General features: G+C 59.2%; 23 protein-coding genes and 2 pseudogenes. 17 read left to right on the top strand and 8 right to left on the bottom strand.

The window, feature by feature from the left end; all coding sequences use genetic code 11:
* Window positions 1-12: 12 nt before the first annotated feature.
* Window positions 13-834, bottom strand: coding sequence for a bifunctional allantoicase/(S)-ureidoglycine aminohydrolase (locus LZK81_RS00500; RefSeq protein WP_037086505.1), 822 nt, complete (start codon window positions 832-834; stop codon window positions 13-15).
* Window positions 835-1,414: 580 nt separating this feature from the next.
* On the opposite strand from LZK81_RS00500, the gene LZK81_RS00495 reads away from it, so the two are divergent.
* The 7 genes from LZK81_RS00495 (at window position 1,415) to LZK81_RS00465 (ending at window position 8,569) form a co-directional block, all read left to right on the top strand.
* Window positions 1,415-2,923 (top strand): ABC transporter substrate-binding protein, encoded by a 1,509-nt coding sequence (locus tag LZK81_RS00495; protein ID WP_233956409.1) that lies wholly within the window; start codon window positions 1,415-1,417, stop codon window positions 2,921-2,923.
* A gap of 78 nt (window positions 2,924-3,001) precedes the next feature.
* Window positions 3,002-3,955 (top strand): ABC transporter permease, encoded by a 954-nt coding sequence (locus tag LZK81_RS00490; RefSeq protein WP_046607771.1) that lies wholly within the window; start codon window positions 3,002-3,004, stop codon window positions 3,953-3,955.
* 3 nt (window positions 3,956-3,958) lie between these two features.
* Window positions 3,959-4,852 (top strand): ABC transporter permease, encoded by an 894-nt coding sequence (locus LZK81_RS00485; RefSeq protein ID WP_046629088.1) that lies wholly within the window; start codon window positions 3,959-3,961, stop codon window positions 4,850-4,852.
* Window positions 4,849-5,910, top strand: coding sequence for an ABC transporter ATP-binding protein (locus tag LZK81_RS00480; protein WP_233954853.1), 1,062 nt, complete (start codon window positions 4,849-4,851; stop codon window positions 5,908-5,910). Before LZK81_RS00485 ends, LZK81_RS00480 begins: the two co-directional genes overlap by 4 nt.
* Window positions 5,911-5,912: 2 nt before the next feature.
* A complete protein-coding gene (locus LZK81_RS00475) occupies window positions 5,913-6,878 on the top strand; it encodes an ABC transporter ATP-binding protein (protein ID WP_371674053.1) in 966 nt (321 codons plus the stop codon).
* Window positions 6,879-6,947: 69 nt separating this feature from the next.
* Complete coding sequence (locus tag LZK81_RS00470) at window positions 6,948-7,625, top strand: aspartate/glutamate racemase family protein (protein WP_233954852.1); 678 nt, start codon at window positions 6,948-6,950, stop codon at window positions 7,623-7,625.
* 104 nt (window positions 7,626-7,729) lie between these two features.
* Window positions 7,730-8,569 (top strand): MurR/RpiR family transcriptional regulator, encoded by an 840-nt coding sequence (locus tag LZK81_RS00465; RefSeq protein ID WP_233954851.1) that lies wholly within the window; start codon window positions 7,730-7,732, stop codon window positions 8,567-8,569.
* A 52-nt stretch (window positions 8,570-8,621) separates the two neighbouring features.
* On the opposite strand, the gene LZK81_RS00460 is transcribed toward LZK81_RS00465, so the two are convergent.
* Together LZK81_RS00460 and LZK81_RS00455 are read right to left on the bottom strand one after the other, a co-directional pair.
* Window positions 8,622-9,068 carry a hypothetical protein gene (locus LZK81_RS00460; RefSeq protein ID WP_233954850.1) on the bottom strand — a complete coding sequence of 149 codons (447 nt, stop codon included), beginning with the start codon at window positions 9,066-9,068 and terminating at the stop codon, window positions 8,622-8,624.
* Window positions 9,055-9,534, bottom strand: a complete 480-nt coding sequence (locus LZK81_RS00455) for a hypothetical protein (RefSeq protein WP_233954848.1) — start codon at window positions 9,532-9,534, stop codon at window positions 9,055-9,057. Before LZK81_RS00455 ends, LZK81_RS00460 begins: the two co-directional genes overlap by 14 nt.
* 383 nt (window positions 9,535-9,917) lie before the next feature.
* Between LZK81_RS00455 and LZK81_RS00450 the strand changes: the two genes are divergently transcribed.
* From LZK81_RS00450 to LZK81_RS00420, 7 genes and pseudogenes are all read left to right on the top strand, one after another.
* Complete coding sequence (locus LZK81_RS00450) at window positions 9,918-10,673, top strand: response regulator (protein ID WP_046629078.1); 756 nt, start codon at window positions 9,918-9,920, stop codon at window positions 10,671-10,673.
* Window positions 10,670-12,079, top strand: coding sequence for a sensor histidine kinase (locus tag LZK81_RS00445; protein WP_233954847.1), 1,410 nt, complete (start codon window positions 10,670-10,672; stop codon window positions 12,077-12,079). Before LZK81_RS00450 ends, LZK81_RS00445 begins: the two co-directional genes overlap by 4 nt.
* 777 nt (window positions 12,080-12,856) lie before the next feature.
* A pseudogene (locus LZK81_RS00440) lies at window positions 12,857-13,009 on the top strand (alpha/beta hydrolase); the annotation flags it as partial.
* Window positions 13,010-13,044: 35 nt separating this feature from the next.
* Window positions 13,045-13,905, top strand: a complete 861-nt coding sequence (locus LZK81_RS00435) for a DUF3313 domain-containing protein (RefSeq protein ID WP_233954845.1) — start codon at window positions 13,045-13,047, stop codon at window positions 13,903-13,905.
* Window positions 13,906-14,149: 244 nt separating this feature from the next.
* Window positions 14,150-14,281: pseudogene (locus LZK81_RS00430) on the top strand (ANTAR domain-containing protein); the annotation flags it as partial.
* A 336-nt stretch (window positions 14,282-14,617) separates the two neighbouring features.
* On the top strand, window positions 14,618-15,718 hold the full coding sequence (locus tag LZK81_RS00425) for a sterol desaturase family protein (RefSeq protein ID WP_233954844.1): 1,101 nt from the start codon (window positions 14,618-14,620) through the stop codon (window positions 15,716-15,718).
* Between the two features lie 28 nt (window positions 15,719-15,746).
* A complete protein-coding gene (locus LZK81_RS00420) occupies window positions 15,747-17,150 on the top strand; it encodes a hypothetical protein (protein ID WP_233954843.1) in 1,404 nt (467 codons plus the stop codon).
* Between the two features lie 22 nt (window positions 17,151-17,172).
* On the opposite strand, the gene LZK81_RS00415 is transcribed toward LZK81_RS00420, so the two are convergent.
* Entirely contained in the window at window positions 17,173-18,102 is a 930-nt protein-coding gene (locus LZK81_RS00415; RefSeq protein ID WP_233954842.1) for a family 16 glycosylhydrolase, read from the bottom strand.
* A 42-nt stretch (window positions 18,103-18,144) separates the two neighbouring features.
* Window positions 18,145-19,287, bottom strand: a complete 1,143-nt coding sequence (locus tag LZK81_RS00410) for a glycosyltransferase (protein ID WP_233954841.1) — start codon at window positions 19,285-19,287, stop codon at window positions 18,145-18,147.
* Between the two features lie 184 nt (window positions 19,288-19,471).
* On the opposite strand from LZK81_RS00410, the gene LZK81_RS00405 reads away from it, so the two are divergent.
* Together LZK81_RS00405 and LZK81_RS00400 are read left to right on the top strand one after the other, a co-directional pair.
* The gene (locus tag LZK81_RS00405) at window positions 19,472-21,118 is read left to right on the top strand and encodes a GMC oxidoreductase (protein ID WP_233954840.1); all 1,647 of its coding nucleotides are present in this window, start codon (window positions 19,472-19,474) and stop codon (window positions 21,116-21,118) included.
* 61 nt (window positions 21,119-21,179) lie between these two features.
* On the top strand, window positions 21,180-22,115 hold the full coding sequence (locus LZK81_RS00400; RefSeq protein WP_233954839.1) for an NAD-dependent epimerase/dehydratase family protein: 936 nt from the start codon (window positions 21,180-21,182) through the stop codon (window positions 22,113-22,115).
* 44 nt (window positions 22,116-22,159) lie between these two features.
* Here LZK81_RS00400 and LZK81_RS00395 read toward each other — a convergent pair whose 3' ends face one another.
* From LZK81_RS00395 to LZK81_RS00385, 3 genes are all read right to left on the bottom strand, one after another.
* The gene (locus LZK81_RS00395; RefSeq protein ID WP_233954838.1) at window positions 22,160-22,441 is read right to left on the bottom strand and encodes a hypothetical protein; all 282 of its coding nucleotides are present in this window, start codon (window positions 22,439-22,441) and stop codon (window positions 22,160-22,162) included.
* 152 nt (window positions 22,442-22,593) lie between these two features.
* Window positions 22,594-23,928, bottom strand: coding sequence for a polysaccharide biosynthesis/export family protein (locus LZK81_RS00390; protein WP_233954837.1), 1,335 nt, complete (start codon window positions 23,926-23,928; stop codon window positions 22,594-22,596).
* A 26-nt stretch (window positions 23,929-23,954) separates the two neighbouring features.
* Window positions 23,955-25,073, bottom strand: coding sequence for a glycosyltransferase (locus tag LZK81_RS00385; protein WP_233954836.1), 1,119 nt, complete (start codon window positions 25,071-25,073; stop codon window positions 23,955-23,957).
* Between the two features lie 286 nt (window positions 25,074-25,359).
* Here LZK81_RS00385 and LZK81_RS00380 point away from each other — a divergent pair, with 286 nt between their 5' ends.
* The gene (locus LZK81_RS00380; RefSeq protein WP_080952669.1) at window positions 25,360-26,079 is read left to right on the top strand and encodes a sugar transferase; all 720 of its coding nucleotides are present in this window, start codon (window positions 25,360-25,362) and stop codon (window positions 26,077-26,079) included.
* Window positions 26,080-26,315 lie beyond the last annotated feature (236 nt).

Below are 26,315 nucleotides of genomic sequence, written 5' to 3'. Positions count from 1 at the left end.
GCTAAGCAGCGACTACCACAGTTCGGTGTGGCGGTTGACGTCCTTGTAGAGCAGGTAACGAAAGCGGCCGGGGCCGCCGGCATAACAGGCCTGCGGGCAAAAGGCGCGCAGCCACATGTAGTCGCCCGCTTCGACCTCGACCCAATCCTGATTGAGCCTGTAGACCGCCTTACCTTCGAGAACGTAGAGGCCATGCTCCATCACATGGGTCTCCATGAAGGGGATGGTCGCGCCCGGCTCCAGGGTGACGATGTTGAGATGCATGTCGTAGCGGACGTCGGAGGTGTCGACGAAACGGGTTGTTCCCCAACGGTCGCCTGTGTCCGGCATCCATGAAATCGGATGCTCGTCTTCATGGGTAAAGACCGCCGGCGGAGCTTCCAGCCCCTCGACCGCCTGAAAGGCCTTGCGAACCCAGTGGAACTTGACCGGCGCCGTGCCGCGATTGCGCAGCTTCCACGGCGATCCGGCCGGGATATATGCAAAGGAGCCTGCCCTCAGCGCATGATCGTTTCCGGCAAATTCGATCGACATCTCGCCCTCGACGACGAAGATCGCCGCTTCGGCGCGCGCGTTGGGTTCCGGCCGGTCGCTTCCGCCTCCGGGCTGAACTTCCACGATGTATTGCGAGAATGTCTCCGAAAACCCCGTCATCGGGCGGGAGATGATCCATGCCCGGGTTCCCTGCCAATGGGGAAGCAGGCTGGCCACGATGTCTGACATGACGGTTCGAGGGATGACCGCATAGGATGTCGTGAAAACAGCCTTGCTGGAAAGCAGATCGGTCTGCGGCGGCAAACCGCCGAGGTTCGAATAATAATCTCTGTTGGTCATGGGTCTGTTTGCGGTCCAATTTCGCGGCGTCTGATAGGCATATGCTTTAAGCGCCGCGCGCCTCTAAGCAACCGATAAATTCGACCCGGCCAGCCGTGGCTCCAGGTTTTCGCCAATTGTCTGTCCAACCGGTGATCTCGGAGCCATGCCGCGAAGTGCAACGTCCTGTCTCTACGACCCAACTGAAGCACCCGCTCAGGACACCCACCACACATCGACCCGCTATGACTACCGGCGCGGTATTTTTCGGCAGACGCCTCGCATTCTCGCCACAGAATTCGGCACGAGCCGTCCGTATCTCGAAATCAAGCTCATCTACCTGCGCCATTCCTTTTGAGATAAGTGAAATCCTGGTTTCACAGAAATTGGCATGAAATCTGCATCTCCTTTGACGACTGGGTCAAAATCCAGCGACTTCAATAAAAGAGGGAACAGCATGACCAACACATCATCAAGTCGCCGGCATGGCATCGGCATTTTCCGGAACCTGCGGTTGACGACGGTATTTGGCGCGACCGCGGCTGCACTCCTTGCAGCCGCCGCGACCCCCGCGCTGGCGGCTGGAACGCTACGCATCGGCATGACCGCTTCCGATATCCCGCTCACCACCGGCCAGACCGACCAGGGCGGCGAAGGCCAGCGCTTCATGGGTTATACGGTCTACAATTCTCTGATCGAGTGGGATCTTTCGAAAGCCGACAAACCGTCCGCCCTCATTCCGAGCCTTGCGACATCCTGGCAGGTCGATCCGACCGACAAGACCAAATGGATCTTCAAGCTCCGCGATGGCGTCAAGTTCCATGACGGCAGCGCCTTCGATGCGGATGCAGTCGTCTGGAACCTCGACAAGCTTCTGAAGGCGGACGCTCCGCAGTTCGACAAGCGCCAGGCGGCCCAGGGCAAGTCGCGCATCCCGGCGGTCGTTTCCTACAAGGTCGTGGATCCCCTGACGGTCGAAATCACCACCAACACGCCGGATGCGACGCTTCCCTACCAGCTGAGCTGGATCCTGATTTCCTCGCCGGCAAACTGGGAAAAGCAAGGCAAGAACTGGGATACGGTTGCCCAGAAGCCGTCCGGCACCGGACCGTGGAAGATGGAAAGCGGCTTTACGCCCCGCGAACGGGCCGAACTGACACCCAACAAGGACTACTGGGACAAGGCGCGCGTTCCCAAGCTCGACAAGCTCGTCCTGATCCCGTTGCCGGAACCCAATACCCGTGTCGCGGCGCTTCGCTCCGGCCAGGTCGACTGGATCGAGGCTCCCGCCCCGGATTCGGTGAAATCACTGAAGGAGGCCGGCCTCAAGATCATCACCAACTCCTATCCGCATAACTGGACCTGGCATCTGTCGCGCATCGACGGTTCCCCGTGGAACGATATCCGCGTCCGAAAGGCCGCAAACCTTGCCGTTGACCGCGATGGTCTCAACGAGCTTCTCGGCGGACTTTCCGTACCGGCACAAGGCTACATGCCGCCCGGCCACCAGTGGTTCGGCAAGCCGACCTTCAAGGTGGAATACAATGTCGAGGAAGCCAAGAAGCTGATGAAGGAAGCGGGTTATGGCCCCGACAAACCGCTCAAGACCAAGGTCATCATCTCCTCGTCAGGCTCGGGCCAGATGCTGCCGTTGCAGATGAACGAATATATCCAGCAGACGCTTGCCGAAGTCGGCATCAATATCGAATACGAGGTCGCCGACTGGAACACCGTCATCAACATCTGGCGGGCGGGTGCCAAGGATCCGAGCGCCAAAGGCGCCACCGCGGTCAACTACAGCTATTTCATCCAGGATCCCTTCACCGCCATGATCCGCCAGTCGCAGTGCAAGCTCGCCCCGCCGACCGGCACCAACTGGGGTTATTATTGCGACAAGGATATGGACGCGCTGTTCGACAAGGTGCGCAATACCTTCGATCCCGTAGAGCAGGACAAGGTGATGCAGCAGGTGCACGAGAAATACGTGAACGATGCGCTGTTCCTGATGGTGACGCATGACGTCAACCCTCGCGCCATGACCACCAAGGTCAAGGGCTTCGTCCAGGCCCAGAACTGGTTCCAGGATTTTTCGACGATTACCATGGAGTAATCCCGAGCAGGCGGCGCGCCGGGCGATCGGCGCGCCGCCTTTCATGATGCCCGATCAACCTCTCCCGGTGAGGACACCATGCTGCTCTATGCCCTGAAACGACTTCTGCACGTCATTCCCGTCACGATCGGCGTGAGCATCGTATGCTTCATGCTGATCCATATCGCTCCGGGCGATCCGCTCGCCGCGATCCTGCCTTCGGATGCCTCCGCCGAGCTGCAGACACAGATGCGCAGCTTCTACGGCCTCGACCGGCCGCTTCCGGTCCAATATGCCCTTTGGGCATGGCATGCGCTGCAGGGCGATCTCGGTACCTCGATCGCCAGCGGCCGGCCGGTGCTGAACGAGATCCTGGATGCATCCGTCAATTCCATCATCCTTGCACTAGCGGCCGCCGTTATCGGCTTCGTGGCAGGTTCTTCACTGGGTTTCCTTGCCGGCGTCTTCCGCGGGGGCTGGGTAGATCGCCTGGCATCGGCGGTTTCGATGCTCGGCGTCAGCGTGCCTCATTATTGGCTCGGCATGGTGCTGGTCATCGCCTTTTCCGTCACCCTCGGCTGGCTGCCAGCCATGGGCGGCGGACCGGAGGGATCGTCGGGCAGAAACCTAAGCTGGGCTTATCTGCAGTTCCTCATCCTGCCTGCGGTCACCATGTCGGTCATCCCGATGGGCATCATCGCCCGCACCATCCGATCGCTGGTCGCCGATATCCTCTCCCAGGATTTTACCCAGGCACTCGCCGCCAAGGGGCTGATGACACCGCAGATCCTGCGCCACGTGGTACGCAACGCCGCGCCGACCGCGCTCTCGGTCATGGGACTGCAGCTCGGTTACCTGCTCGGCGGCTCGATCTTGATCGAGACGGTTTTCTCCTGGCCGGGAACCGGCTTCCTGCTGAACGGCGCGATCTTCACCCGCGACCTGCCCATCCTGCAGGGGACGATCCTGGTGCTCGCCATGTTCTTCGTTTTCCTCAACCTCGTCGTCGATGTGCTGCAGAGCGCGATCGATCCCCGCATCCAGAGGAGCTGACACATGGCTGTCGTCACCGCAGACATCGCGGCCCCTTCCCCTGCCGCCATCGCCAAATCCCCCGGCTTCTGGAGCGGCGTGCTGCGCCGCATCTGCCGCGACCCGGTCGCCATGACGGCCCTCATGATTCTTCTGATCCTGGTGCTGATCGCGATTTTCGCTCCCTATATCGCGCCCTACGATCCCTCCAAGGGCAGCGTCATCCGCCGCCTCAAGCCGATCGGCACGCCAGGCTATATCTTCGGCACGGACGAACTCGGCCGCGACATGCTCTCCCGGCTGATCTATGGCGCGCGGCTTTCGCTCATCATGGGCGTCATCCCGGTGCCGATCGCCTTCATCATCGGCTCGACGATCGGCATCGTCGCCGGTTACGCGGGCGGCATCGTCAACACGCTGATCATGCGCACGGTCGATGTCTTCTACGCCTTTCCGTCGGTCCTTCTGGCCGTGGCGCTGTCGGGCGCACTCGGCTCGGGGCTCACCAACGCGCTCGTCTCGCTGACCGTCGTCTTCATCCCGCAGATCGCCCGCGTCGCCGAAAGCGTCACCACCCAGGTCCGCAAGCTCGACTACGTGGACGCGGCGCGGGCCTCCGGCGCCCCGCCGATGACGATCATCCGCGTCCATATCCTCGGCAATGTGCTCGGCCCGATCTTCGTCTTTGCCACCAGCCTGATATCCGTCTCGATGATCCTCGCCTCGGGCCTCTCCTTCCTCGGCCTCGGCGTGCGGCCGCCGGATGCCGAATGGGGGCTGATGCTGAACACGCTTCGGACGGCGATCTACAACAACCCGTTCGTGGCGGCCCTGCCCGGCCTGATGATCTTCATCACCTCGATTTGCTTCAACCTTTTCTCAGACGGGCTGCGCTCAGCCATGGATGTGAAGTCATGATCAGCGTCGTCCAAGAACCCGCCTACGATCTTCCCCTCGGCGAAAGGGGCGGGCCTGCTCAGCCGCTCATCTCCGCGCGCGGCCTCATCAAGCATTTCCCGGTCAAAGGTAGCGGATTCATGAAGCCGAAGAAGGTTGTCCGCGCCGTCGATGGCGTGGATTTCGATATCTTCAAGGGCGAGACGCTCGGGGTCGTCGGAGAGAGCGGCTGCGGCAAGTCCACCACGGCGCGGCTGCTGATGCAGCTCATCTTGCCCGACCGAGGCGATATCCTGTTCGACGGTGAGACGGTTGGCGGCGCGCTGCCGCTTTCCGACTACCGCCGCCAGGTCCAGATGGTCTTTCAGGACAGCTACGCCTCCCTCAACCCCAGGCTGACGATTGAAGAATCCATAGCGTTTGCGCCGCGCGTGCATGGCATTGCTGCGGGCAGGGCGATCGCCAGGGCCCACGACCTGCTGCACCGGGTCGGGCTGGAGCCGTCGCGCTTTGCCGGCCGCTACCCGCACGAACTGTCGGGCGGACAGCGGCAGCGCGTCAACATCGCCCGGGCGCTCGCGCTCGAACCGCGGCTCATCATCCTCGACGAAGCTGTGTCGGCACTCGACAAGTCGGTGGAAGCCCAGGTCCTGAACCTGCTCCTCGATCTGAAGCGGGATTTCGGCCTGACTTACCTGTTCATCTCCCACGACCTCAACGTCGTGCGCTTCATGTGCGACCGGGTGATGGTCATGTATCTCGGCAAGGTGGCCGAGATCGGCAGCCGCGATGCGATCTTCGAGAACACCCGCCATCCCTATTCCGCGGCGCTGCTCGCCTCGATGCCCAAGATGGACCCCTCCGAAAGAACCTCCGAGCCGCCGCTCTCGGGCGACCCGCCGAACCCGATCGATCCGCCGCCAGGCTGTCGGTTCCATACCCGCTGTTCGTTTGCCGAGAGCGTCTGCAGCGAGAATTTGCCGCCGCTTGCCAGCGTCTCCGAAAGCCAGTCCGCAGCCTGCCTGATGTCCGTACCGGGCTCCCGCCACAGCCGTGCACCGGCATTGATGGAGGCATGACCATGCAAACCGCCGCGATGATCGATATTCGCAATCTTTCCGTGACGTTCAACCGCGGCCGGAAGCCCGTCAAAGCCGTCAACGGCGTCAGCCTTTCGGTACAGCCGGGCGAGGTTGTTGCGCTGCTCGGCGAATCCGGGTCCGGCAAGAGCGTCACCATGCGCTCGCTGCTGCGCCTGCACCCCAAAGGCACGACGATCGAAGGCTCGATGACGGTCGCCGGCCGCGATGTGACGGGATTGACGGCCAAGGATCTCGGTGCCTTTCGCGGCGCCGTCGCCTCGATGGTCTTCCAGGAGCCGCGGCTGGCACTTGACCCGGTCTACACGCTTGGCCGCCAGATAGAAGAAACCATCATGCGGCATGAGGGCATCTCGCGCTCGCAAGCGGCGGCGCGCGCGCTTGCGCTCTTCCAGAAGGTCAAGATCCCCTCCCCGGAGCGCCGGCTGCAAAACTATCCGCATGAAATGTCCGGCGGCATGCTGCAGCGATCGATGATCGCCATGGCGCTCGCCTGCAATCCGAAGGTCCTGCTCGCCGACGAACCGACCACGGCCCTCGACGCAACGGTCCAGATCCAGATCCTCCTGCTGATCCGCGATTTGCAGAAGGAGTACGGGCTCTCCGTCATCTTCGTCACGCATGATATCGGCGTCGCGGCGGAAGTCGCGGACCGGATCGCGGTGATGTATGCCGGGCGGATCGTCGAGGAAGGCAGGGTCGCCGACATCATCCGCGAACCGAGACACCCATATACCAAGGGGCTGCTCGGCGCCCGCGTCGAACTGGCCCACGGACGCGACCGGCTGATCACCATTCCCGGGGCGCCGCCGGACCTGGCCGCCATGCCGCCTGGTTGCGCCTTCGCGCCGCGCTGCGCCCAGGTTTCCGATCTCTGCCGCACGGAAGTACCGGCCTTGATGCCGGTCGGCGGAGCCGGCAGCGTCGCTTGCGTGCAATGTGCCTGAACGCCAAAGATGATGAGAGACGATAACAATGCAGGGAGGGCGTCCGTGCAATCGCGCACGGAACAAGACATGACGCGTATCACATTGATCAATCCGAACACGTCCCGGGCGACGACGGTCATGATGACCGAGATCGCCCGGAAATACCTGCCGGAAAAATTCTCCCTGGAGGGTGTCACCGCCACGAGAGGAGTATCGATGATCCTGAATGGCGAGGAGCTTGCCGCAGCGGCCGGCGGCGTCGTCGAAATGGGATTGACCGCGGAGGAAACCAGCGATGGGCTGATCGTCAGCGCATTCGGCGATCCGGGCCTCGATCGCCTGAAAGCCCTGTCCAGCCTGCCGACGGTCGGCATCTGCGAGGCGAGCATGTACGAAGCCTCTGCCGGCGGCCGGCGGTTCGGCATCGCGACTGTCACCCCCGACCTCGTGGCGAGCTTCGCCGCCAAGGCTGAAACGCTTGGCCTTGCCCACCTCTTTACCGGTACACGGCTGACCAGCGGCGACCCGCTGGTCCTTGCCTCCGACCCCGCGCGTTTGCACGCGGCCCTTGAGATTGCGGTTCGCGAATGTCTCGAACGGGATGGCGCCGAAGCCGTCATCATCGGTGGCGGCCCGCTGGGCCAGGCGGCCGACGATCTTCAGCAGGCTCTCTCGTCACCGGTGATTGCGCCTATCCGCTCCGCTGTCGAACTGCTGCTTTCCCGGATCGCCCATCCTCCTGAAGCCGGATCGAGGGCGAACTGATGGGGGCATCTCCCAGGCAATGCCATGGAGGGGTCGTTTTTTCTGTTGCAAGTCGCGGCGTCCCACCGGAAAGTCCGCGCGCTGATGTCTTGGCGGAGCTTCCCGTGCCGAAGGATAAATCGTTCCTGTATCGCGTAAGGCAGGCAATTCCCCAGCTGCACCCTGCCGAGAAGCGCCTGGGGGAGTTCGTCTGCGACTTTCCCGGCGAGCTTGCCAGCTATTCCGCGCAGGAACTTGCCGCGCTTGCGCATGTCTCCAAGGCCACGGTGACGCGTTTCATCCACCGCCTCGGCTACGAAAACTACGAGGAAGCCCGTCGCCATGCCCGGGCCGAAAAGCAGACCGGTTCCCGGCTCTTCCTGACGGCGGCCGCCGACGCCGCGGCCGCCCAGTCGATGCAGGCGCATGTCGCTCAGGCGATCGCCAATCTTGAAGCAACGTTTCTTTCCATTTCCGAGGGCCAGATCGAGGCCGTGACGGAAGCGATGATTGCGGCCCGGAAGGTCTGGGTGCTCGGTTTCCGGAGCAGCCATCCCTTTGCCTCCTACGTGCAATGGCAGTTGACCCAGGTCATCGAGGATATCGTCGCAATCCCCGGCGCGGGGCAGACGCTTGGAGAACATCTTGTCAGCCTGCGGGAAGACGACGTGGTCATATTCTTCGCCATGCGCCGGAGAATCGCTCAGGTGGACGCCATCCTCACCCAGCTTCGGAAGTCAAAAGCGAAGCTCCTCTACATCACCGACGAGGGTGCCGCGTTCGACACGTCGGCAACCTGGCATTTCCAATGCCAGACCTTGGCGCCCGGCCCATTATTCAACCATACGGCGGTCATGGCCCTCTGCCATCTGCTGATCACCCGATGCCTGGAGAAGGCAGGCGTCGAGGGGAGAAAGCGGCTACGCAACATCGAGACGCTGAATGAAGGGCTCGACGAACTCTGATGCGGTCGGCGCCGATGGCGAGAAGACCCCCCGCACTCAATCTGGCTGCTAGTCAACGCTGACCGATATCGCCACGGGCTTCAAACGGATCGGAATGAAATCCGACGTCCACGATCACAGCAGCGAGGTAACAACCTCGCACAGCGAGCAGGAAAAAGAAGGCCACTGACGTAAACAGCACGATATAGTGCCTGAGTTGCGACCTCCTTGGCAGTCTTGATGCAAACAGGGTCGCGGCATGCCGCACAAGCCGGCCCACTGCCACGATCAGAAACAGAATTGCTATGATGTACCCGCTCAACGAGGCGGCGCTTATAAGCCAGTAAACCAAAAGACATATCCCGAAAAAAGCCTGCTCCTGCCGTGGAGCTGCAATCCGCCAGAGCTCCATCGTCCAAGGCTCCTGTCCGGCTGCGGTTATTCTTTTTCTGTTGGTGCTTCCCTCTATCGCCGGACTGAAGCCGGCCTCGACCGCTGAAAGCCTCTCAGGATCGAACATCCTTCAATCCTTCTCGCCGGCGCGGCAAACCCAAGATGGACTTCACCGCCACCCACCATCGGGGCGTCCTGGGTTCTCGCATCCCTTCATTCTTTGCCTGCTCGACGCCAGCGTGTTCAACTCTCGTTGCCAGAGGCTGAACAAGGAACTCGATCCGTTTCAGGAATGCGCTGCTGTCGAACCGTTTCGACGTTATCAACGGACCATCGCCGGAAGGCTCCGTGTGAAAGAAAATCTCGAGATTGACGACTGGTATGGAGCGGACGTTGCGCAGGAGATCGATCTCAGGTCGGGTCGTTATGGCGAAGGAATAATTGTCTGAACGGAGTGCAGTAAAAGCCTCCGGAAACGTCGACACTGCAACGGACTGATGCCCATGGGCCGCCAGTTTCGCGACGATCGCATTGGCCGCCGCCTCGGGCAGAAATACAAGAATTCTCTTCGGACGAATGGTTTCGATAGACATGGCGAGTTCCTCATACGGAGATGAGAAAACCTAGCTTTTGCCGGTACAAGAGTGTGTTTGGTTTTGTTTGATTTTGTTGCAGCCGCCGTCTGCGGGTCAGCGGCGTCGACCGGGACAACATTTCTTGACATCACAAAACCCAAGTTAACGACGTCGCCTGGGACAGTGCGCTCCGCAAGAGGCCGGCGCTTCGGGCTTCACACCTGCACGCCGAAAACTCTCTACCGGATCCCGGGAGCCAATTCGAATGTCATTGACCAAGTCCCCTTTAAGCCGTCCGCGGCGTGTCGCCATCGCTGCAACCGCAGAAACAAAATTAAACATAATTGTTGCTGACAACCATGCTGCGAAACGGGCTAACTGATAATCGGGATTCCGGCACAATGGCCAAGCCTATGAATAACGTCGCATCCAATGTTCTTGTACAGGGGGCAGCCCGAATCCTGGTCGTCGAGGATGATCGGGATATCGCCAGCATGCTGATCGATCTGATCAAGGAGGCGGGTTATGTCGCGGAGGCAGTCGGATCTGCGGTTGAAATGGACGGCGTACTGAAGAAGAAGGAATTCGACCTTATAGTGCTGGATGGAATGCTGCCGGGTGAGGACGGTTTCAGCATATGCAGAAGAATCAGGTCGTCCGATACAATACCCATCCTCATGCTGACGGCGCGAACGAAAGAGATAGACAGAGTTGTCGGACTGGAACTGGGCGCCGATGACTACGTCACAAAACCGTTTAAATCCAGGGAACTTCTGGCGAGGATAAAGGCGCTCCTGCGGCGGTCGTCGTATTCAGCGCAGGTCAAGCCAAAGCAGGAACCTATGACGTTTGCGGGTTGGCGGATTGACCCGGTCACGCGAGAATTGACCGACCGCGACGGTTTCCATGTGTCGCTCACGACGGCGGAATTTGATGTGCTGCTGGTGTTTTGCCAGAACCCCCGGCAGGTAATGAACCGGCAGGAAATACTGGCCCATACCCACGCAGGCTCTGCAGGACCTGTCGAACGTAGCATTGATGTACACGTCAGTCGTGTCCGGCAGAAAATCGAACCGAATTACAAGGAGCCGACATTCATTAAAACTGTGCGCCTTGGCGGATATGTTTTCACTCCGGAGGTTGCGATAGCACCATGATTGGCCGCTTCCGCAAGGCATCCATACGAACCCAATTCATGGTGTTCGCATCTATTGTTCCGCTGCTCGTTATCTGTCTTATCGCGATCCTCCCTGAGCCATTCATTTTCCAGAATGAAAAAATGCTTATAGGCAAAGGCGCTCAAATCGAGCTGCTTGCGCATCAGGTCAGAGGCGCCAGAAATGACGCCGAAATCGAGCATCTTGTGAGGGCAAGCGCCTCCAGCAGTCTTGAATTGAAGGTTCTGCCATGGAGTGACGTCAGTAGCGAATTGGCGCGTCAAACGGATGATCACCTCATCTCGGATGCACTTCAGGACGTATTGCCTGCCGATTTTGAAGCGGTGGTTCTTGAAAACACTTCGGACGGCGAGGGACACAGTACGGTGGCGGTGCGCCTTGACGCGCAACGTGCTCTCGTTATCGGGTTCGCCGGTGCCGATGTTTCCCCCTCGTCTTTCAGCGCAGTCGTCGAGTTCATCGCCAAAGCCAACATCCTGATGCTGCCGATACTCCTCCTGGTGCTCTATATAAGCCGCATGATCACGTCGCCTCTCGTCCGCTTTGCCGACGCGGCAAAGAGACTGCGCCTCGACGGTAACGAAGGAGAGCAATTCACCGCCGAAGGTGCCAGGGAACTTCGAACACTCGCGACGGCACTCAACAACATGCGTCACCGCATCCGTAAAATGGTCGATGATCGCACACGGATGCTGACGGCTGTTAGCCACGATCTCAGGACGCCTCTGACACGACTGCGTATGCGCGTGGAGCGTTCGAAGGACCCCGCGTCCAGGGAAGCGATGCTGGCGGATATTGACAACCTTACCACCATGATTGAGGAAAGCCTTCAGTATTTAAGCAGCACCGTTACAGCCGAACCGCTTCGAAAGGTCGATATTTCCAGTCTTCTGCGGACCATCGCGTCGGAATTTTGTGATCTCGGGCATGACGTAATTTACTGCGGACCTGAGCGGTTTGGATACGTGTGTCAACAAAAGGCGCTCATACGCGCTATCACCAACATCGTGGAGAACGCGGCAAGGTTCAGCACGAAGGTAGCTGTCGAATTGCGCAATAGCCCGCAGGGTGGAGCGGTAATTGTTGTGAGCGACAACGGCCCAGGCCTTGAAGAAGGGCTCCAGGACAAGGTCCTGGAGCCCTTCTTCAAGGTCGACGAGGCCCGGTCACTAAATTCCAGCAGCGGTTTTGGGCTGGGGCTTTCGATTGCGGATGAAATCGTAAAGGGCCACGGTGGCTCGCTGCTGCTTGAAAACGTATTGCCGCATGGTCTGCGAGTGACGCTACAATTGCGGCCGGTGGAGACTATTCCGCATCGAAGCAGCCAGGCCTCATCCGCGAGAGAACAGGCGCCGGCTCAAGAGGTTCTCGTCAAGCAGAGGTAATCGACCACATGCCGGCGAGGTCCCCGATGACGGTCATGCCGTGAATGCGCTGGCCTTCTCGCATTCGCGATTGATCATCACCAAGAACTATTCAAGAATTCCATTCGGCACGTTGCCGATCAGCTGGTGGCCGCTGACGATACTGACGGCAACTTCAGCCTCAAGGATTGCCGGCCGGACGAGGTGGCGCATGTCGCTCCGGCGGTCTCCGGAGAGGGCCAGGTTTCCTTCGGAATCCCCCAGGCCGCCTCGCGAAGCAGTTTTTTCATCTCTCTCAAAGACACCCGGTCTGCCCGCATCATTTGCCGGATCAGAGGATCCTTCAGGACCTCGGCAATCGTCATCTCATCATGGGTCATAACGACCTCCCGTTTTACTGCCGGGATCGATAACCGCGGCAAGCAACCGCGCGATGTCAAAACAGGGACGAAACCAAGGCGATCGATGAAGTTTTGTTGCGGGATATCAATCGGGAATGCATGGCCGTTGTTCGTCAGCCGGTCGCGACATGAACAACTGCCAGGCCTCGGCGATCCATGAAGCTGCCGCCGACCCGATGGTGGACACCCGATCGCAGCGGCCAATGACTCTTAACATTACAAAACCAAAGGCAACGACAAACTCTGAATTAATGCCGCCAGATTAATTCCGAGGGACGTTACAGTGAATTTCAAAGGTTATCTGGTAAGGCCACCGCGTTGGACGATCGGTCCACTATGGGGTCTGCAAGCAGCATCCGCGGATAATGTCTGCTGTACGGTCGGTGGAAATTTCAACGTCGCCTACGCCATCACCGATCCGTTCAACACCAACTACATGCGTGCGGTCTTCAACCTCGGATACGCAAGAATGGCGAACGGCAGCCTGTGGAAAGACAGGCCTTCGTTCGCCGACACGCTCACAACGGCACAGACAGCACAGTGGCGATAGCCGCGCCGACCTCCCCCCTCCAATAGGAGAACGAAATGTTACATCCCCGCCTTGGCTTGGCAGGCATCCAACCGTGCCGTCGGCTGATTGCCCTCGCTCTCCTTGCTTTGTCGCTTGGCGGCTGCGCCGCTGTGCCACTCGAACGGGCGAGTTCACTCGCGTCCTACGAGAGTTTGACATCGAACAACGGGCGAATGACCAAGGCAAATTATCGGGTCGCTTCAACCGATTTTGTATCCGCCAGAACGATTTATATCGAGCCAACGAAGGTTTCAGGCGGTGCTGCGCTATCAATCAGGAAATCTTCCGATCAGGTCCTGGTCGCGAATGTGATCAGCCGCGCCCTCTGTGTTGGCGTCAGCGATCGTTTCGTCGTCGTGGAGCGAAAAGAGGATGCTGACCTCGTCGTTCACGCAACCATCACCCGCATCGCGCCGACCAATGCTGTGGTAGCCGGCCTGTCGACTGCAACGTCGCTCGGAGCCAACTTCGTCGTTCCGGTGCCCGTCCCGAGGCTGCCCATCGGGCTTGGAGGTCTTTCCGTAGAGGCCGAGGCAACCACAAGGGAAGGCAAGCAAGTCGGTGCGATGGTATGGGCAAAGGGAGCGAACTTCGTGACCACCAGTGCGCGCGTTTCGCAGATTGGCGACGCCTACTCGCTTGCGTCGAGCTTCAGCAGTGATTTCTCCAAGATGCTCGTCACCGGTAAGACGCCCTTCAAGGGCCTCCCAAAGATCCCGTCTGGACAGAGGATCAAGTCCGGGCTTGGCGGAAAACCGAAATACCCTGCGTGTGAAAAATTTGGCCGGTCGCCCGGCCTGGTGGACTTTGCAGCCTCTCAGGTCGGGATGCCGCCCTCCTGGACCGACAAGCAGCCTCCTGCACAGAACCGATAGACCGACGAGACTGCCAAAATCGCGCTCCATGCCAAGGCCTCGGCGACCAGATCGAGATGGTGCGGCAGGACGTCCAGGGCATGCTGAACGCCGTATTCGAGGTCATCGACCACGGAGCCAAGGGCGCCTCGCTGATCGAGATCCCGCCTATCTTTGCCGATAGCGACTATGCACTCGCCAATGATCCGACGGCGTGACCGGCCGGCGGCGTGCTTGGTAAGCCGGTCGTCCCCGTAGCCGCCCGCGAACAATGAATGGCCTCGACGAGGACGCCGCCTACAAGCTGCTTCGCGATCAGACGACGGCGAACCGGGTGCCGATGGCAACCGTCGCGGAATCGATAATCGCGGCCGTTCACTTCAAAGATACCGTCTAACTCGACCCTCAATGATTTGGCTGCGACGAATGTCGATTCTTCCTAAACCTTTTGATGCTGTTGCCAGGACGGTTCAAAGCGATACGATCCACTTGCGATACGGAGATAACCTGGGGCTCGGCTCGGAAAACGACCGACCTTGGGTTTTGCCGTAACTTACGAAGCACGGCGAAGGCTCGAGCCTTGGGACGGATGGAGCGCGAGCCTTGGAACGGGCCTTCGGCAGATTCGTCGCCGCGTTGTATGCCTTGCCACCCATAGCCACCATACACAGTCCCCCAATGCGTCCTGACGTGAAGCACGTTCGGCTCCACGCAACGAGTGAAAGGGATCAAGATGGAAAATCTGCAGGCATATTTTCTGAATTTTCCGCAGTTCGCCATTACATGGGGGATTTTCTTCGGGGCCGGATTGCTGAGCTTCTTCTTCCTGCTGCGGAGAGACCGCTCGGACTTTTCATTCCGGGAAATGTTCGAGCACTGCGTGCCTTTCAACGTGCTCACATCGAAAAGTTTCCACATGGATGTCATCATCTATGTCTGGAGAAAGCTGACGGATCTCGTCTTCGTCGCCCCGGGCCTCGCGGCCACGGCTCTGGTTTCCGGCGCGACGGATTTTGGCTTGCGATCCGTCTTTGCAGACTTTTCGCCGCTGGGTATCAATTACGTCGTGACGTTCTCGTGCACGATCGTGATGCTGATTGCTGCCGAGTTCGCCGATTACCTGGTACATTATCTCGAACACAAGGTGCCCGCCTTGTGGGAGCTGCACAAAGTCCATCATTCGGCCGATTTCCTCAATCCCCTGACATCCAAGCGCGGCCACTCGTTCCCGCTGGTCTACGGTGGGATCGTTGCCGGCGTGATCACCGGCATGTTTGCCGGGTTGTTCATGTTCCTGTTCGGCATCAGCCTCGTCGAAGCCGTCGCCCTGCGGGCCGTCGCGAGCAAGATATTCACTATCTGGACCCTCGATCCCCTCAAGCACTCGCATATTCCGGTCAGTCTGGGTTGGTTCGACCGGTTCCTGATCAGCCCCCACATGCACCAAATCCACCACAGCAAGGTCGAGCGCCATTGGGACAAGAATTTCGGAACCAACCTTTCGATCTTCGACTGGATGTTTGGAACCGGCTACAGGCCTGAGAAAGGAGAAAAGGCGGTGTTCGGCATTTCCGGCTACAGCGACGCCTCGTTGCAGAAATTCAATACGTTCAAGGGCGCCTATTTCGATCCGGTCCTGAGGAGCTGGAAGGCGATCGTCGCGCAGGTGCGCCCGGACGCCGGTGCCAAGCCTGGCGCCAAGCGGGACCCGCCAACTTTCATCATCGAAACGCAGAAGAGGACGGAGCAAGGCGCCGAAACGTCCGGTTCGGCTCCGGCCGCCATGGCCCCGCGATCTCCTTCGCCGACATCAAATACCGGACCGATTGGCTGATGGGCACCGGCAACGACAGGTATCGCGCATGAGTTTGGAACCCATCGGGATATTTACGCTCGTTCTGGGGGTCTACTGTCTGTTCGCGGGACACTATGCGAGCATCGTCGTCTTCATCGGCCTTTCCGTTTTCGGTGCTGCGGCCGCGATCCTGGTGGGTTCCGCAAACATTCAGCCGGCGCACCTCTTTCTCGCATTCCTTGCTCTTAGCGTCCTGACCTATCGAGACAAGTTCAGCATCGCGCTGAAGGCATTGTCCTTCCCCAAGCCCGGGTTCTGGCTAGCCTGCCTGCTGATCTACGGAACAGTGCTGGGTTTCTTCGCGCCGCGCCTGCTTGCGCGCATGACGGACATCATCCCGCTCGGCTCTTCCGAATATCCATCCACCGGCAGCACTGTGCCTTTGGGGCCGGTCTCCAGCAATTTTACCCAGGCCGTCTACGTTTCCGCAGATCTTCTCGCCTATGTCCTGATCCTGGCGATCGGATCCACCATGGCCGGCTTCAGGGCGATCACCGTCGGAGTTCTGGTATTCGCCGGCGCGAATGCCTTCTTTGCCCTGCTCGACATCGCGACCTATGGCACCGGGGCTCAAGACCTCTTTCTCTACATCCGCAATGCCCAATACACATTTCACGACGATGACGTCGTGGCCGGTGTCAAACGTATCGTCGGCTCATGGCCGGAGGCGTCTGCATTCGCCGGCATCAGCCTCGCCGCGGTCGGGTTTACCGGCACGCTGTGGCTCTGCGGGCGCGATCTGAGATGGAGCGGCGCCCTTTTCCTTGTCACGACCCTGCTGGTGATACGCTCTACGTCGTCGGCTGGCCTGTTGGCTTTGCCGCTTTGCTTCGTGATCTTGTATATCACCGCCTTCTTCCGCTGTGGCGGGCAGTCCGGAACCAGGAACAGTTCGGCGATCGTGCTGTTTGCACCGCCGCTGATTTGTCTCATCGCATTGGTGATTGCCCTCAACGACGCGCTTTTCCGACAGCTCTACGACTATTTTGACCTGCTTATCTTCAGCAAGTCCACATCGCCTTCCGCGGTAGAACGCGGTTCCTGGAACACCTATGGATACCAGAATTTTCTCGATTCCTACGGTCTCGGGATTGGCCTCGGCACCTCCCGCACATCAAGCTTCCTGTTCGCCCTGCTCTCCAATGTGGGAATACCCGGAACGATCATGTTTTCGCTCTTTGCGATCTCGGCATTCTCGAAACGGCGCGGGATGCCACGCACCTTCACCTCGGATGTCCGGCTTGCCGCGCGCAACGGCTGCGCCTGCCTGATGATCGGCGCCATGGTTGCGGGGCCGACCGTCGATCTCGGCCTTGTGTTCTTCATCCTGGCCGGCCTTTCAAGCGCCGAGCCCGAGCACGAAACGCTGACAGCCCCGTCGACCCGCTACATGACCGTAAAGGTGAGTTGATTGCGCGCCTTAAGCTTGTCCGTCAGGCATAGACCCGGAAATAATCGACCCGCATACGTGTGAGCGTGTCCGCGGGCAAGAGTGGCTGTGGATAAGGGACATCCGAACGCAGGGCAAGCGTGAGGACCGGCCAGAACACATCCTGCTCGGCATCGAGTTGTGCGGAGCGGTTGATCGTCCAGACCGCCGGCATTCCGGTCCTGGTATCAATGATGGGCTGCCGTTCGAAATAGATCGTGCATTCGGTGTCGGTGACCAGCACCCCGTATCGGCAATAACCGGCTGTCATGTCGATCGGCGTGGGCACGCCGGTTCCTTCATTGTGCTCGCCGGGTTGCCCCCATTCGTGCAGATAGGCCCCGTAGAGCGTGGGTTCCCAGCCCTTATGCTCGACGACGTCGATTTCGATGCTCGTCTGAGGACGCAGGATGCTGCGTCCGTTCATCATCCAGAAAGCCGGCCAACTCAGCGGGTGTCTCGGAAACAGCATCCGCGCCTCGAAATAACCGCGCCGCCAACCTTTCAGGATCGTGCCATCGCGCTTGGCCGTCTGAATGTTGCCCGATATCCATTGAAACTCGGCGAGGTCATTGCCGTAATAATTTGGGACCTTCATCGGCCGTCCGATGTGTTTTGCAGCCACTTCCAACGCCCTGCCGTCGCTCGCGTGCGGGTCGTCGACAATCGCATAGGGATTGAAACCCTCTTCGCCGCCGTCTCTCGCGAAGGCCGAACGGCCGTAAAAGCCCGGATCGGAGGTCGTCGGCTTCGGACCGGCGCTCCAGGTCGACCAATCGAGCCTGGTAAAATTGTCCTCAAATATAAGGGCCCGCCCGCTGGTCGGGTCCTCCGGGCGCGCGGATGCCTTCGATCGCCAAACGAGGCCTCCGAAAAGGCTCGCCGAGGCCAAGGCGCCGACCGCGAATGAGCGGCGGGACAATAACGTCGTCATGATCCACCTCACGTCGTATCATTGAGGCCAGTCCGCAAAGACCTATGCCGCTGCCGCATTCCGCAACGCGTTGGCATGCACCTCAAGCACCCGCTCCGGGCTGTAACAGTCAATGAACTCCTGGCGGAAGCTGGCATGGGCCTGCTCGGCACGCAGATTGTCGCAATAATAAATCATCGCGTTCACGAGCTCTTCGCTCCGATCTACCGGCACGAGCAGGCCCAGCCTGCTGTCGACGAGGATATCGCTCGGGCCGAATTCGCAATCGGTCGCGATGACGGGCAGCCCAAACCGCAACGCTTCGCAGATCGCCAGCGACCACCCTTCCCATCGGGACGTGGAGACATAGACGTCACTTGCCGCCAGCGCGGGCTGGGGATTTTCGGGATGATGCTCCAGGCTTACCACGTCCGTGAGGCCCCGGCGGTCGATCTCTGCACGCAAAGCCGCCTCCCCGTCGCCATAACCGACGATTTTCAGCAGGACATTGCTGCGTTTTTTCCGCAGCTCGGAAAACGCGGCAAGGAGAATGTCCTGGCCTTTCTGAAACGAGAAGCGACCGATATTGATGAAAGTGACGTTATCGCCGACGCGTGCCTGGCCGGCATCGGAGAGGTCAAACTTTCGCACGGGGTTCGGCACCCAATAATGCGGGCGCTTGCTCTTGAACATCGCATTGAATGAGGTGAGCTGCCGCGGCGAGGTTCCGAAAACCGAGGCGATCTTCGGCAGGAAAAGCGTCTTCATCAACAGGAAGAGGATCTTGGCCTTGATATGGCTGCGCTCCAGCTTTGGATTGCCGTGAAGATGGACGGCAAACCGGCGCCGGATGCCGATGCAGGAGGCCATGCAGATCACCGTCGGCTCGATCTGCGGCACGACGATCAGGTCATAATCCTTGCCGGCGATGACGGCCCGGAAGTTGCGCATCAGTTCGATCCGGCTCGAAGCCACGCGGTCGATAATGGTGTAATTCCTGCCCTCCGTCGGGCGATTTTTGTGAACCGAGGTGTAGAGGACGTCCACCTCGAAGTGGCTCCCATACCGATCCATCAGACCGGAGCAGATCGTATCCACGACCCTCTCGATACCGGCGAAAGCGCTCGTACCCGGTTGGACATAGAGGATCTTCAAAGGTGTAGGGGGGCTAAGTCTTTCGGAGTAGGGTATGGTTGCTATTTGCATATACCTTAACCTCTTTGAATTTTCCGAAGATCCTGTATAGTAAGGAAAATCTCCCATAAAAACATCGGAAACATCCCTGCTGAAACATTAAGTCAAAACTGGCGGCAGACAAGAAATTCTTCACCGTCCAGAGCAATAACATTGATACAATGTCGATGAGATTGCAACAGCAAAGGCTTTCTGGATGTCCGTCATCGAGTTAAACGTGACTTTTGGAGAAACTGTACTTCCGCTGCCATCCTGCGATATCTGCATTGTCGGGTCAGGACCAGCTGGCACGACGCTTGCCCAGGAATTGTCGAATACGAACTTGCGCGTCACTCTTCTGGAGAGCGGCGGCATGGCCCGCGATCCCCGGATGGATGCGCTTGACGAGATCGACAATGTCGGCCGCCCGCGTGCCAGTGACCAGTGGTCCGTTCGCAATCGTATCGTTGGCGGAAGCTCCCACACCTGGGGTGGACGTTGCGGCCCCTTCGACGCCATCGATTATGAAGAACGGCCTTGGGTTCCGTATTCCGGCTGGCCGATCGATGGCGCTGATCTCGAACCTTATCTGGCGCGCACTGCCTCCCATCTCGGCCTGGCTTTCGGCAATGGCTACAATGATGAACGGTTCTGGGCGATTGCCAATCGCCAGCGACCGGCGCTCGATCTCGACCCAGAAATCCTGATCCCTGTCTTCTGGCAGTTCAGCCGGGATACGGAAGAAGCTTACCCATACGAATATATGCGCTTCGGTCGTCACGTGGCCAAGCGGATCGGCCCCAATGTGACGCTCGTCACCGGGGCGACGGTGCAGAGCGTCCGGGTATCGGAATCGGAGGATGCCATCCGCGGCGTGCGATTTGTGGCAGCCGACGGCAGTCAGCAGGTATTGACCGCATCCGTCGTGATCCTGTGCTGCGGAGGCGTCGAAAATGCACGCATACTGATGAACTCCGACGAGACGAAACCTCATGGAGTGGGAAACGACCATGACCAGGTGGGACGCTACCTCATGGACCATCTGAGGGGTTCGGTGGCGACCTTTTCGCTGCCGGGTTCCGGTGCTCTTCAAAAGCGCTTTGGCCGATACAATGTCAGTCGCCATTTCTTTCGTGCCGGATTTCGGCTGAGTCCCGATATTCAACGGCGCGAGCAGCTGCTCAACAGCGCCGGCTGGCTCGGCGAGGTGTTGGCAAAGGATGATCCCTGGGATGCCTTGCGACGGATGGCGGGGCGCACCCCGAAACTGCCGCAGGACCTGTTCCATATCATCGCGAACAGCAATTTGCTCGTCAGGGGGGTGAAGGACTTTCTGGGCGCGAAGAATGGGGTCCCGCGCAAGCTGACCGAACTCGACCTGCAATGCATGTGCGAACAGGTGCCCAATCCCGACAGCCGCGTGACCTTGTCGGAACGACGCGATCGGTTGGGCATGCGCTTGCCGCGAGTGGACTGGCGCAGCCACAGCGACGAGTCCCGCACGATGCGCAGAATGGCGGAATTGGCTGTCCAGGAACTGCCGAAAGCCGGCCTGCCCGCGCCGAAGCTGGAGGAATGGGTCAAGGATGGCGCCGAAATTCCCGCGACATTCGTCGATGTCGCTCATCCGACAGGAACGACGCGCATGTCCACGGAGCCCGGTCGTGGCGTCGTCGATGCCAACTGCGAAGTGCATGGCGTCAGCGGTCTCTTCGTGCAGGGCAGTTCGGTCTTCCCGACAGCCGGGCACTGCAATCCGACCCAGATGATCGTCGCACTGGCTGTTCGCCTCGCCGACCACATCAAGATGAAGCACCCATATCGAGAACCAGTTCCGGTGACGGCCCATGCCAGATGTGCTTAAGGCAAAGCCGGTTCTGGTGACCGGCGCGACTGGCAGGATCGGCAGGATCGTCGTCGCGGATTTGATCGAACGCGGTTATGCCGTACGCGCCACCACATCGAAGCCATTGGCGGCGGATGGAGGCGAGGTTGACGGTCTCCTGGAGTGGCGGCGGTTCGACTTCATGACGGATGACAATTGGGATGGGCTCGTCAAGGGCTGCTGCGCCGTCCTGCACCTTGCGGCCGAGCTCGGCAAGATGGAGCGCATGCAGCGGGTCAATGTGGAAGCCACTCGACAACTCGCGCAAGCCTGCGAGCGTGAGGGTATTGCCGCCTTCTGTTATGCCAGCACCGTTTCGGTTTACGGGAGCGGACGAAAACGTCTGATCGATGAGGCGTCGCCGGTGTTGACCACCGATCGGGATATCCCCTCGCAATACTGGGCTCTCGACTATGTTCGAATGTATGGGCGAACCAAGCTGGCAGGCGAGCTCGCATTGCGCGCCGTTGCAAGACAGACCCGCTTTACGATCGTGCGGCCCGCCGTGGTCGTCGATATCAACCAGATCATCGGCATTCGGGACTGGAATCCAGTCAAGCGACTGCTCGGCGCGCATCGCCATGCACATCACATCTATGTTCGCGACGTCTCCGACGCGATGATCTGGCTTATCGTGCGTGGACTGGCCGGACATGGCCAGCCGGGCCAGGTCGAGGTCTATAACCTTGCGGAGGACGATTGCCCCGATCCACGGCACATCGATTTCATGCGAAAGGCTTTCTCTATCAGCCATGACCGACGCTATAGAAGCATGCCGATACCGGCGGTCGCCGATTGGCTTCACGATTTCCTGAGATTTAGAACCCTGCCTTTGAGAAACCCTCTGTGGCGAATGCGCTTTTCCAACCAGCGCCTGAAGGAGGCCGGCTATCGCTTTCGTTACGGCATGGCAGACGCCCAACGCCTTGCGCTTTCCACCCTTGGAAAAACCGCCGGAAATGGAGGGGCCGAGTGACGAAGCATCGCGTGGCTGCGCTCATATGCGGGGTCTTGAGCTTCTCATTCTCCCGAGTATTTCGAATTCACGCCCAGCGAGGATTGTTCTCGCTCGTTTACCCGCCTCCGGACATAGAGCAGATAGAAGATTCCATTCATGGCGACACACCCCGCCTCAAGCGCCACCGCCACCAGGAACGCCCAGGTCAACGCATCGGATATCGAATAATCGAGAACAATTGCGGTTGTCGCCAAAACGATGACGACTGCCAGAACGACAAGCGTGAAGATCAAAATTGGCAATCGGGCTGCGCAAAGCAAGCCGATGATGAATGCAATGACCAAGACCCAAGTCATCAGCGTCCTTTGACCAGTTTCGTCTCCGGTATTTGAGAATTTTATTCTAACATGTGCTGAATGTCCCTAGCAAGCGGGAATCGACTAGCTTCCAGCTTCGAGCCGGATGGCGATTTTGTGCTCTGGGCTCTGGCTGCGGCTTAGAAATTCTTCGGCCGAATATCTCTTGCTCGTCTTTCCACCCGCACGACGTCGCCCGGCCCCACCTCGTCATTGTCACTGACGACCAGGGTCTGCATCGCTCCATTGATCGTCCGATTGACCTTGATGACAAACGCCGGCTCGCCGTCGGCTTCCAGAGCGGCAAGGGCGGCGGGAGCGCGCAATTCGAGGTTTGCCAGAAGCGCACGCGCCGTTTTCGCCTTTTCGGAATTGACCGCCAGCCGATCCCGCAGGTCCACGGCCTCGCTAAGCGCGTCACCTCTGTATTTCTGGCGGAAATCGCCCATTTCCTGATCAAGCTTGGCGAGATCCTGCTGCGTCTTGAGAATTGCAAGCGAGACATCCAGGCTGCGGCTTTCGAGATCCGCGAGGCTTTGGTTTGCGCCCAGCTGCCGAGACGATACCGTCAGCCCCTGGGACACCATCTTGTTGACGGCGTTCAGATCCTTTGCCGCCATTTCGGTCTGCCTGGCGAGCGAGCTTTCCTTGAGCCGCAGGGTTTCGAGCTGGTTCGTGGCCAGAATCTTGGCCTGACCAAGCCTGTCGAGTTCCGTGTTCATCAGGTGCAGCCGGGTCTCGAACAATGCCTGCTCATCCTGCATCACACGCGCCAGCGCCGGTCGGGAGGCTTGCGACGTCAGATCCTGCGGGAACGAGATCGTGGTCGCGCCGGCCAAAAGCGCCTCGACACGCGCTTGACGCGCCAGAAGGCCATAATGTTCGAACTCCAGTTGGCCGAGGTCCCCGTGACTGACCAGCGCATCGTGCTGGAGAGCGAGCATTTCAGGATCTCCCTGCCCGAGCCCGCCAGCCATGCTGATTGCCTGGATCACCGTCAGGCCAGGCACGTAGCCGTATTTCCCCGGCTTGGACACCAAGCCGGTTACGAAGAATGGCCGATAGACCGAGACCTCCACGGAAGCGTTGGGCCGCTTCTGCAAGCCGACCTGTTTCTGAAGCTGCTCCCCGATCAAGCCTGATACGTCATCCAGCGTCTTGCCGGCGACCGAAACGGTGCCGATGATCGGAAGCGACAAGGTGCCTGCCGCGGAAACGGAGAATTCACCGGTCAACGGCACCCATTCGAACGCCACTCCGGCATTCGGCCGCCATTCGAAGACGCGAATTTTAAGAACGTCCTGCGGCCCGAGCGTGTAATCGGCCGCATGCGCCGGAACGCCGGGAGAAAAAACCGCAAACCAGGCCATCAGCACCATGAGAAGCTTGGCCAGGTAACGCAGCCGGAAGGCTGACCCGGCCGATACCCTGACATGCATCGCAAACGGGCGCTGCAAAAAGCTCAGTTGCTGCATCCGGTCACTCCTGCTCTCAAGTTGGCTTAAGCTATTCGCACGTCATCCCAGATCGGCCCCTGCCCGGTGAGATGATTGGCGTAGGACCTGAATTTGTCGATGAAAACCGACGTCCTGAAATCCTGCGCCCGCGCCACGGCATCGGCGGGGTTGAGAGCCATTTTATCGAGACGCTCCACGGCATCGATGACGGCCTCGATCGATTGGATGGGGAAAAATACACCGGTCTTGCCGGCGACGACGGTTTCCGTCGCTCCGCCCCGTCCATAGGCGATGACAGGGCGACCGCTTGCCATCGCTTCAACAGGCACGATGCCGAAATCTTCCTCGCCCGGAAATACGAGTGCCCTGCAGCGTGCGTAGTGATGCTGAAGGACGTCGAATGGCTGGGCACCCATGATCGTCACGGTCGGCCCGGCGATCTTGCGCAGGCGAGCCAGCATTTCGCCGCCGCCGATGACCACCAGCTTCGCCTTCATCTGGTTGAACGCTTCCACGGCGAGATCCGGGCGTTTGTAGCTCACCAGTTCCCCAGCCATCAGATAATAATCCTCGAGGTCGCGGGTGGCGACCGGTCGAAAGGCCTGGGTATCGACTGGCGGATGGATGATGTGCGCATCCCTGCGGTAATAGCTCTTCACCCGTTGCGCCACCGTCGTGGAATTGGCGATGAATTCATCGACGCGGCTGGCCGCCGCGACATCCCAGGTCCGCAAATAGTGCGCCAGCGGCGGCATCATCAACCGCGTCAACCTGCCGGAGGTTTCATAGTACTTATTGTACATGTTCCAAATGTATCGCATGGGCGAATGACAGTAACAAATATGGATGGCCGGCGAGGTAGGTATTACTCCTTTTGAGGGTCCCGACTCGCTACTAATGACGAGGTCATAGCCACTGAGGTCCAGCTGCTCCAAAGCCATGGGCATCAGCGGCAGATATTTTTTGTACATCCGCTTCGCGTAGGGCAGGGAATCGATGAAGGTCGTCTGGATGCGATGCTTCCGGATTTCCGCTGAAATTACAGCGGGATCATACACATGGGTATAGATATCGGCGCCCGGATAAATTCGGCAGAGCGCCTCCAGGACCTTTTCGCCGCCCCGCATTCCGACCAGCCAGTAATGGACAATTGCCACCCGCATGAAGTTTCCCCAATGACCGAGCAATAGCCAAATTCTTCAGCCATTACACCAATTTGGCTCACGCTATAGATCGAAAGAAGTAGATATGGTTATCTACCCCGGAATGTGCAGTTTAATTCGCCCATATATCGGTAAATAGTGCCGATACATTTCATGATTGCCTAAATAGTGCGCCGCAATAAAAGTATTGTCAAATGAAATACCAGGCGCTAACGTGGGTGTGGATGCCGCTATAGATTGTCTGCCCATACCCTTTCGTCTTTCTTCTAGAGTACGGAGCCAGCAGATGAATGACATGAATGTCAGTGGTAATTTGAATGCGATGAACGGCACGCATCTTCAGGCACCCGAACAATTCGCCTTCCCGAGGATCGGAAACGAGGCCTCTCATCGTCTCTCGGTCTATCTGAAACGGGCTCTCGACACGGTCATTTCTCTTATTGCCCTTATCGTTCTCATGCCGATGATCGTGATGCTGATCGCCCTGCTTTATGCCGTTCAGGGTCGCCCGATCTTCGTTGGGCACCGCCGGATTGGCAAGAATGGGGTGATGTTCCCTTGTCTCAAGTTCAGGACAATGGTCCCCAATGCCGATGAAGCTCTGCTTCGGCATCTCACCGCCAATCCGTCGGACGGGGCGGAATGGGCTGCCACGCACAAACTGAAGAACGACCCCAGGATTACGCCGCTCGGCGCCTTGCTGCGCAAGAGCAGCGCCGACGAGATACCACAGCTCCTGAACGTCATACTGGGGCAGATGAGCATCGTCGGCCCGCGCCCGATCGTGTCGAGCGAGGCGGAGTTCTATGGTCGCCACTTTGTGGATTACATCCGGGTTCGGCCAGGCCTGACCGGGCTTTGGCAGATCAGCGGCCGCAACGACATCAGCTACAACGCACGCGTCGAACTCGACATGCGTTATGTTCGAGAACAAAGCATCTGGGGGGATATCGTCATCATGGCCAAGACCGTCCCGGCGGTCCTACGCGCACACGGCAGCTATTGATTATTGCACGCGATCCCGCCGGGGCGGTTAAGAAATGGCGGACGTACCGCGCGGGATCGGGCGCAATATGGCAGACGCAATGCAATAGCATCGAGGGATCAGCACATCTTGCAAGCCAGTTTTGAGATCGTCAGCAGGAACTTTCAGCAAAAAGAGACCGCCATCTGCTTGTCGCCGCGGTCTTGTTTTTCGCAAACCGGAAAATTCGCAGATGAGCGGGGCTGCCTCGTCCACCG

This window comes from Neorhizobium galegae, from assembly GCF_021391675.1.
Classification (GTDB): domain Bacteria; phylum Pseudomonadota; class Alphaproteobacteria; order Rhizobiales; family Rhizobiaceae; genus Neorhizobium; species Neorhizobium galegae_B.
Note: the sequence above shows the minus strand (reverse complement) of the source record. Positions and strands in the feature narration are given on the sequence as shown.

Excerpts from the sequence above, each read along its gene's own strand:
- LZK81_RS00390 (WP_233954837.1), bottom strand. The coding sequence starts at position 23,928 with ATGCAGCAACTGAGCTTTTTGCAGCGCCCGTTTGCGATGCATGTCAGG.
- LZK81_RS00435 (WP_233954845.1), top strand. The coding sequence starts at position 13,045 with ATGTTACATCCCCGCCTTGGCTTGGCAGGCATCCAACCGTGCCGTCGG.
- LZK81_RS00470 (WP_233954852.1), top strand. The coding sequence starts at position 6,948 with ATGACGCGTATCACATTGATCAATCCGAACACGTCCCGGGCGACGACG.
- LZK81_RS00490 (WP_046607771.1), top strand. The coding sequence starts at position 3,002 with ATGCTGCTCTATGCCCTGAAACGACTTCTGCACGTCATTCCCGTCACG.
- LZK81_RS00450 (WP_046629078.1), top strand. The coding sequence starts at position 9,918 with ATGGCCAAGCCTATGAATAACGTCGCATCCAATGTTCTTGTACAGGGG.
- LZK81_RS00480 (WP_233954853.1), top strand. The coding sequence starts at position 4,849 with ATGATCAGCGTCGTCCAAGAACCCGCCTACGATCTTCCCCTCGGCGAA.
- LZK81_RS00500 (WP_037086505.1), bottom strand. The coding sequence starts at position 834 with ATGACCAACAGAGATTATTATTCGAACCTCGGCGGTTTGCCGCCGCAG.
- LZK81_RS00385 (WP_233954836.1), bottom strand. The coding sequence starts at position 25,073 with ATGCGGGTGGCAATTGTCCATTACTGGCTGGTCGGAATGCGGGGCGGC.
- LZK81_RS00380 (WP_080952669.1), top strand. The coding sequence starts at position 25,360 with ATGAATGACATGAATGTCAGTGGTAATTTGAATGCGATGAACGGCACG.
- LZK81_RS00425 (WP_233954844.1), top strand. The coding sequence starts at position 14,618 with ATGGAAAATCTGCAGGCATATTTTCTGAATTTTCCGCAGTTCGCCATT.
- LZK81_RS00460 (WP_233954850.1), bottom strand. The coding sequence starts at position 9,068 with ATGTTCGATCCTGAGAGGCTTTCAGCGGTCGAGGCCGGCTTCAGTCCG.
- LZK81_RS00495 (WP_233956409.1), top strand. The coding sequence starts at position 1,415 with ATGACCGCTTCCGATATCCCGCTCACCACCGGCCAGACCGACCAGGGC.
- LZK81_RS00475 (WP_371674053.1), top strand. The coding sequence starts at position 5,913 with ATGCAAACCGCCGCGATGATCGATATTCGCAATCTTTCCGTGACGTTC.
- LZK81_RS00405 (WP_233954840.1), top strand. The coding sequence starts at position 19,472 with ATGTCCGTCATCGAGTTAAACGTGACTTTTGGAGAAACTGTACTTCCG.
- LZK81_RS00410 (WP_233954841.1), bottom strand. The coding sequence starts at position 19,287 with ATGCAAATAGCAACCATACCCTACTCCGAAAGACTTAGCCCCCCTACA.
- LZK81_RS00445 (WP_233954847.1), top strand. The coding sequence starts at position 10,670 with ATGATTGGCCGCTTCCGCAAGGCATCCATACGAACCCAATTCATGGTG.
- LZK81_RS00455 (WP_233954848.1), bottom strand. The coding sequence starts at position 9,534 with ATGTCTATCGAAACCATTCGTCCGAAGAGAATTCTTGTATTTCTGCCC.
- LZK81_RS00485 (WP_046629088.1), top strand. The coding sequence starts at position 3,959 with ATGGCTGTCGTCACCGCAGACATCGCGGCCCCTTCCCCTGCCGCCATC.
- LZK81_RS00420 (WP_233954843.1), top strand. The coding sequence starts at position 15,747 with ATGAGTTTGGAACCCATCGGGATATTTACGCTCGTTCTGGGGGTCTAC.
- LZK81_RS00415 (WP_233954842.1), bottom strand. The coding sequence starts at position 18,102 with ATGACGACGTTATTGTCCCGCCGCTCATTCGCGGTCGGCGCCTTGGCC.